Origin of the sequence: Streptomyces africanus, from assembly GCF_002150735.1 — a bacterium.
GTDB lineage: Bacteria > Actinomycetota > Actinomycetes > Streptomycetales > Streptomycetaceae > Streptomyces > Streptomyces africanus.
Genome location: NZ_MUKA01000414.1, coordinates 209 through 7,585, shown reverse-complemented (window position 1 = coordinate 7,585; position 7,377 = coordinate 209). Strand labels below are relative to the sequence as shown.

5 protein-coding genes are annotated in these 7,377 nt (G+C 72.0%); 3 read left to right on the top strand and 2 right to left on the bottom strand.

Annotation, left to right across the window (positions count from 1 at the left end):
- Window positions 1-644, top strand: a 644-nt coding sequence (locus tag CCL05_RS38090; RefSeq protein ID WP_143590011.1) for a helix-turn-helix domain-containing protein, incomplete at its 5' end; no start/stop codon positions are given.
- Window positions 645-737: 93 nt separating this feature from the next.
- The gene (locus CCL05_RS38085; RefSeq protein WP_086565199.1) at window positions 738-1,526 is read left to right on the top strand and encodes a phosphatase; all 789 of its coding nucleotides are present in this window, start codon (window positions 738-740) and stop codon (window positions 1,524-1,526) included.
- On the opposite strand, the gene tesB is transcribed toward CCL05_RS38085, so the two are convergent.
- Window positions 1,519-2,400: an acyl-CoA thioesterase II gene (gene tesB / locus CCL05_RS38080; protein ID WP_086565198.1), complete on the bottom strand. Its 882-nt coding sequence runs from the start codon at window positions 2,398-2,400 to the stop codon at window positions 1,519-1,521. The genes CCL05_RS38085 and tesB overlap by 8 nt on opposite strands.
- A gap of 45 nt (window positions 2,401-2,445) precedes the next feature.
- Window positions 2,446-3,603 (bottom strand): acyl-CoA dehydrogenase family protein, encoded by a 1,158-nt coding sequence (locus tag CCL05_RS38075; RefSeq protein WP_086565197.1) that lies wholly within the window; start codon window positions 3,601-3,603, stop codon window positions 2,446-2,448.
- 176 nt (window positions 3,604-3,779) lie between these two features.
- Between CCL05_RS38075 and CCL05_RS38070 the strand changes: the two genes are divergently transcribed.
- Window positions 3,780-7,377, top strand: a 3,598-nt coding sequence (locus CCL05_RS38070) for an ABC transporter ATP-binding protein (RefSeq protein WP_086565200.1), incomplete at its 3' end; no start/stop codon positions are given.

The window sequence follows — 7,377 nt, the reverse complement described above, 5'->3', positions numbered from 1 at the left end:
GCGGCACCGGTGCCGCCCGCTCCTCCGCGCTGGTGCGGCTGCTGCTGGGTGCCGCGCCCGAGGACGTCGCGCCGCTGCTCGGCGACGGGCGGCGGTGGGTCGTCGTGCACGCCCGTCCGGACGGGGAGGGCGTACCCGACGCCGTCGCGGCCTCCGCGCTGGGTGCCGCGCTCGGCTCCGCCCTGGTCGACCCGGCGGGCGACGTCGTCCGGGTCCTGGTCCCGGCCGACCGGGCACCGGAGCCGCTGCCCGGCTGGACCCTGGGCGTCAGCGCCGACGCCGCCCCGGAGGACTGGCCCGTCGCCGACACCCAGGCGGCCCGCGCCCTGGCCCGGGCCCGCGCCACCCGCGCCCCGCTGCTCCGGCACGGCCCGCGCCCCGCCCTCGCCGACCTGGTCCCGCCCGGCGAGGCGGCGGCCCACGCCCGCGCCCTGCTCGCGCCCGTCACGGCCCATCCCGCGCTCCCCGAGACCCTGCGCACCTGGCTCTCCCTGCACGGCAGTTGGGACCGCACGGCCGTCGCGCTGTCCGTGCACCGCAACACCGTGCGGCAGCGCATCGCACGGTGCGCGACCCTGCTGGAGGCGGACCTGGACGACCCGGACGTCCGCATGGAACTCTGGTTCGCGCTGCGGCAGATCTGAGTAGGTGAGCGGGCTCCCGCTGAGTACGTGACGCACATCCCAGCGTGCGATACGCCAGGGCCGCCCACAGTCGGCTGCTCCACAATGGTTGTCATGCCGATACCCGGGACACCCAGCCGCGCCGAACTCGTCGACCACCTCGTCAGGACGCGCATCGCGGGCGACGTCGCCACCCCCCGCGAGAACAACCTCTCCCACTACCGCAAGCTGGCGAACGCCGACCGCCACTACTGGCTCGGCCTGGAACTCGGCGACCGCTGGAGCGACGAGCAGGACGTCCTCGCGGTGATGGCGGAACGCGTCGGCGTGAACGACGACCCCGGGCACCGGTACGGCCAGGACACCATCGACCCCGAGCTGACCGTCGACGGTCTGGAGCGGATGGCCGGGCGGCTGCGCAAGGCGGCGGACGGGCAGCAGCGGGTGCTGTTCGCCACCGGCCACCCCGGCGGCCTGCTCGACGTGCACCGCGCGACCGCGGCGGCCCTGCGCGCGGCCGGCTGCGAGATCGTCGTCATCCCGGACGGGCTGACGACGGAGGAGGGCTACGTCATGCAGTTCGCGGACGTGGCGGTGCTGGAGCACGGCGCCACCCTGTGGCACACCCACTCGGGCGAACCGATGAAGGCCATCCTGACCGCCATGGAGCGCGAGGGCCGCCCGCTGCCCGACCTGGTCGTCGCCGACCACGGCTGGGCGGGCTACGCGGGACAGCACGGCGTGGACTCCGTCGGCTACGCCGACTGCAACGACCCGGCCCTCTTCATCGGCGAGGCCGAGGGCACCGTACAGGTGACGGTGCCCCTCGACGACCACGTCGTCAGCCCCCGCCACTACGACCCGATGACGGCGTACCTGCTGGCGGAGGCGGGCCTCAGCTAGGACGTGTCTCGCGCGGGACGCGGACCACGCCCTCCTGGATCACCGTGATGGCCAGCCGCCCGTCCTGCGTGTAGATGCGGGCCTGTCCCAGTCCCCGGCCGCCGTACGCGGACGGGGACTCCTGGTCGTAGAGCAGCCACTCGTCGGCGCGGAACGGCCGGTGGAACCACATCGCGTGGTCGAGGGAGGCGCCCACGACATCACCGACCGCCCAGCCGCCCCGCCCGTGCGCGAGCAGCACGGAGTCGAGCAGCGTCATGTCGGAGACGTACGTGGCGAGGACGACGTGCAGCAGAGGATCGTCGGCGAGCTTGCCGTTGGTCCGGAACCACACCTGGGAGTGCGGCTCGCGCGGCTCGCCGAACTTCCCGTACGGCGGCTCGTCGACGTAGCGCAGATCGACGGCGGCCCGGGCCTCCAGGAACCTCTCCACTACGTCCGGGTCGAGATGGCCGTAGCCGCGCAGCCGTTCCTCACTGGTGGGGAGCGTGGCGGGATCGGGCGCGTCCGGCATGCGCTCCTGGTGGTCCAGCCCGTCCTCGTACACCTGGAACGACGCCGAGAGGTGGAAGATCGGCTTGCCGTGCTGGACGGCGACCACCCGGCGGGTGGTGAAGGAGCGGCCGTCGCGGATCCGGTCCACGGTGTAGACGATCGGCGCGCCGGGGTCACCGGGGCGCAGGAAGTACGCGTGGAGGGAGTGCGCGGGCCGGTCCTCGGGGACCGTGCGCCCGGCGGCGACGAGCGCCTGGGCCGCGACCTGCCCGCCGAAGACCCGCGGGACGACGGCGGACCGGGACCGGCCGCGGAAGATGTCCTCCTCGATCTGCTCCAGGTCGAGCAGATCGAGGAGGTCTTGTAGTGCCTGACTCATGGGGTAGTTGTACCGGCCAGTGATCGCGTACCGGTGTCGGGGGCCTTACAGGCCCATGTCCTTCGCGATGATCGACTTCATGATCTCGCTGGTGCCGCCGTAGATGCGGTTGACGCGGTTGTCCGCGTACAGGCGGGCGATCGGGTACTCGTTCATGTAGCCGTAGCCGCCGTGCAGCTGGAGGCAGCGGTCGATGACGCGGTGGGCGACCTCGGTGCAGAACAGCTTCGCGGAGGCGGCCTCGGCGGGCGTGAGCTCACCGGCGTCCAGGGCCTCCGTCGCGCGGTCGGCGACGGCCTCGGCGGCGTCCACCTCGGCCTGGCAGGCGGCCAGCTCGAACTTGGTGTTCTGGAAGTGGGCGACGGGCTTGCCGAAGACCGTGCGCTCCTGCACGTACTGCTTGGCGAACCGCACGGCGGCCTTGGCCTGGGCGTAGGCGCCGAAGGCGATGCCCCAGCGCTCGGAGGCCAGGTTGTGGCCGAGGTAGTAGAAGCCCTTGTTCTCCTCGCCGAGGAGGTCCTCGACGGGCACCTTGACGTCGACGAACGCCAGCTCGGCGGTGTCGGAGGTCTTCAGGCCGAGCTTGTCGAGCTTGCGGCCGACCGAGTAGCCCTCGGACTTGGTGTCGACGGCGAAGAGGGAGATGCCGTGGCGGCGGTCCTCGGCGGTCGGGGCGGCGGTCCGGGCGCAGACGATCACACGGTCGGCGTGCACACCGCCGGTGATGAAGGTCTTGGCGCCGTTGAGGACGTAGTGCGTGCCGTCCTCGCTCAGCTTGGCGGTGGACTTCATGCCCGCGAGGTCGGAACCGGTGCCCGGCTCCGTCATCGCGATGGCCCACATCTCCTCGCCGGTGACGAACTTCGGCAGGTAGCGCTTCTTCTGCTCGTCGGTGGCGAGCATCTTGATGTAGGGCAGGGCGAGCAGCACGTGCACGCCGGAGCCGCCGAACTGGACGCCCGCGCGGGCGGTCTCCTCGTAGAGCACGGCCTCGAACTTGTGGCTCTCCAGGCCCGCGCCGCCAAACTCCTCGGGGACGTTGATCCCGAAGATGCCCAGCTCACCGAGCTTGTAGTAGAAGTCGCGGGGCGCCTGGCCCGCCGCGAACCACTCGTCGTACACCGGTACGACCTCGGCCTCGATGAAGGCGCGGATGGTCTCCCGGAACGCCTCGTGATCCTCGTTGAACACCGTACGGCGCACGCCGCCACCTCCAGGGACCTCGGTATGTCTAAGCGCTTGCTCAGACAAAGATACCGGCGAGTATCAACGACCGTCCAGGGTGGGGGCGGGGTAACGCTCGTCACGCCGCGGGATGAAAACAGCGTCCCACGGCGTTGGTGCCTTCCGGCAGAGAAGGACGATCGGAGGGCACCGGAGTGACACCGCAACGGGGATGGGCACGACGACTGTGGGCCTACGCATGGCGCCACCCGAAGGATGTCGTACTCGCCCTCGGCTCCTCCCTGGGCGGCATGGCGGTCATGGCCGTCGTCCCGCTGATCACCAAGGTGATCATCGACGACGTCATCAGCGACCACACCCGCTCCATGACCACCTGGGCCGGCCTGCTCATCGCCGCCGCACTGGTCGTCTACGTCCTCACCTACATCCGCCGCTACTACGGCGGCCGCCTCGCCCTCGACGTCCAGCACGACTTGCGGACGGCGATGTACGGCACGATCACCCGGCTCGACGGCCGCCGCCAGGACGAACTGTCCACCGGCCAGGTCGTCGGCCGGGCCACCAGCGACCTGCAGCTGATCCAGGGCCTGCTGTTCATGCTCCCGATGACCATCGGGAACGTCCTGCTGTTCCTGATCTCCCTGGGGATCATGGCGTCGCTGTCGCTGCCGCTCACCCTCGTCGCCCTGGCCGTGGCCCCCGCCCTGTGGTGGATCGCCAAACGCAGCCGCACCCGGCTGCACCCCTCCACCTGGTACGCCCAGGCGCAGGCCGCCGCCGTCGCCGGCGTGGTCGACGGTGCCGTCAGCGGGGTCCGTGTGGTGAAGGGCTTCGGGCAGGAGGAGCAGGAGACCGGGAAGCTCAGGGACGTCAGCCGCAGGCTCTTCGCCGGGCGGCTGCGCACCATCCGCCTGAACTCCGTCTACACCCCGGCCCTCCAGGCCGTCCCCGCCCTCGGCCAGGTCGCGATGCTGGCGCTCGGCGGCTGGCTCGCGGTGCGCGGGCACATCACGCTCGGCACGTTCGTCGCCTTCTCCACGTACCTCGCCCAGCTCGTCGGCCCGGTCCGCATGCTCGCCATGGTGCTCACCGTCGGCCAGCAGGCCCGTGCCGGCACCGAACGCGTCCTGGAGCTGATCGACACCGAGCCGTCCCTGGAGGACGGCCGCAAGGACCTGCCCGCCGACGCCCCCGCGACCGTCGAGTTCGACGACGTCTCCTTCGGCTATGACGGCGCCCACGGCAAAACCAGCCCGGTCCTCGACGGGCTCTCCTTCGAGATCCGCCCCGGCGAGACCCTCGCCGTCGTCGGCTCCTCCGGCTCCGGCAAGTCCACGGTCTCCCTGCTGCTGCCGCGCTTCTACGACGTCACCCGCGGCGCCGTCCTGGTCGGCGGCCACGACGTGCGCGAACTGACCCTCGAATCGCTGCGGGCCGCGATCGGGCTGGTTCCGGAGGACTCCTTCCTCTTCTCCGACACGGTCCGGAACAACATCGCCTACGGCCGCCCGGACGCCACCCAGGAGGAGATCGAGCAGGCCGCCCGCGCCGCCCAGGCCGACCGGTTCATCAGCGAGCTGCCCGACGGCTACGACACCACCGTCGGCGAGCACGGCCTGACCCTGTCCGGCGGCCAGCGCCAACGCGTCGCCCTCGCCCGCGCCATCCTCAGCGACCCGCGCCTGCTGGTCCTGGACGACGCCACCTCCGCCGTGGACGCCCGGGTCGAGCACGAGATCCACGAGGCCCTGAAGGAGGTCATGCGGGGCCGCACCACCCTGCTGATCGCCCACCGCCGCTCCACCCTGAACCTCGCCGACCGCATCGCCGTCCTGGACGGCGGCCGCCTCGCCGACATCGGCACCCACGAGGAACTCCAGGAGCGCTCCGCCCTCTACCGGCGCCTGCTCACCGACCCCGACGAGCTGGGCGCGGTCTCCCCGGGCCACACCCGGCCGGCCTCCCCCCAGGAGGACACCTCCGTCCGGGACGAGCTGGACGCCGAGTTCGACGCCGAGCGCGGGGTCACCACGCGGCTGTGGAGCGGCGACCGCGAGCGCAAGGACACCGCCCTGGCCGAGAGCCCGGCCACGCCCGAGCTGCTCGCCCAGGTCGAGGCGCTGCCCCCGGCCACCGACGTGCCCGACGTCGACGAGTCGCGGGCCGTCCAGCCGGAGCAGTCGTACGGCCTGCGCCGGCTGCTGCGCGGCTTCGGACTGCCGCTGCTGGTCAGCCTGGGTCTGGTCGCCGTCGACGCGGGCATGGGCCTGCTGCTGCCGATCATGATCCGGCACGGCATCGACTCGGGCGTCACCCAGGTCGCGCTCGGCGCCGTGTGGGCGGCGTCGCTGCTCGCGCTGCTGACGGTGGCCGTGCAGTGGGCGGCCCAGGTCGGCGAGACCCGCATGACCGGCCGCACCGGTGAACGCGTCCTGTACTCCCTGCGGCTGAAGATCTTCGCCCAGCTCCAGCGCCTCGGGCTCGACTACTACGAGCGGGAGCTGACCGGCCGGATCATGACCCGGATGACGACCGACGTCGACGCGCTGTCCACGTTCCTCCAGACGGGCCTGGTCACCGCCTTCGTCTCGGTCGTCACCTTCTTCGGCATCATGGTCGTCCTGCTGGTGCTCGACGTGGAGCTGGCGCTGGTCGTGTTCGCGACACTGCCGCCGCTGATCATCGCCACGTTCTTCTTCCGCCGGGCGAGCGTGAAGGCGTACGAACTGGCCCGTGAGCGCGTGTCCGTGGTCAATGCCGACCTCCAGGAGTCGGTGTCCGGGCTGCGGATCGTGCAGGCCTTCCGGCGCGAGCGGGACGGCGGGCGGCGATTCGCCGCGCACAGCGACAACTACCGCCAGGCGCGCATCCGGGGCCAGTGGCTGATCTCCGTGTACTTCCCGTTCGTGCAGTTCCTGTCGTCGGTGGCGGCCGCGGCCGTGCTGATGGTCGGCGGGGCGCGGGTCGACGACGGGACGCTGGCGATCGGCTCGCTGGTGGCGTACCTGCTCTACATCGACCTGTTCTTCGCGCCCGTGCAGCAGCTCTCCCAGGTCTTCGACGGCTACCAGCAGGCGACCGTGTCGCTGGGCCGCATCCAGGAGCTGCTCCAGGAGCCGACGTCGACGAAGTCCGCCGACGAACCCCGCGAAGTGCTGTCCCTGCGCGGCGAGATCGCCTTCGAGGGGGTGCACTTCGCCTACGGTGACGACGAAGAGGCCCTCGGCGGGGTCGATCTGCGCATCCCGGCCGGGCAGACCGTCGCGTTCGTCGGCGAGACCGGCGCGGGCAAGTCGACCCTGGTCAAGCTCGTGGCCCGCTTCTACGACCCCACCGGCGGCCGGGTCACCGTCGACGGCACCGACCTGCGTGCCCTCGACCTCACCTCGTACCGGCACCGTCTGGGGGTCGTCCCGCAGGAGGCGTACCTCTTCCAGGGCACCGTCCGCGACGCCATCGCCTACGGCCGCCCGGACGCCACCGACGCCGAGGTCGAGGCGGCGGCCCGCGCGGTCGGCGCGCACGAGATGATCGCCACCCTGGAGGGCGGCTACCTCCACGAGGTCGCCGAGCGCGGCCGCAACCTCTCCGCCGGACAGCGCCAGCTCATCGCCCTGGCCCGCGCCGAGCTGGTCGACCCGGACGTCCTGCTCCTCGACGAGGCGACGGCCGCCCTGGACCTGGCCACCGAGGCCCAGGTCAACCAGGCCACCGACCGCCTGGCGGGCCGCCGCACCACCCTCGTCGTGGCCCACCGCCTCACCACCGCCGCCCGCGCCGACCGGGTCGTCG

What these genes read in the sequence shown, in the direction of transcription:
- tesB (WP_086565198.1), bottom strand. Translation starts at nt 2,400, where the DNA reads ATGAGTCAGGCACTACAAGACCTCCTCGATCTGCTCGACCTGGAGCAG.
- CCL05_RS38085 (WP_086565199.1), top strand. Translation starts at nt 738, where the DNA reads ATGCCGATACCCGGGACACCCAGCCGCGCCGAACTCGTCGACCACCTC.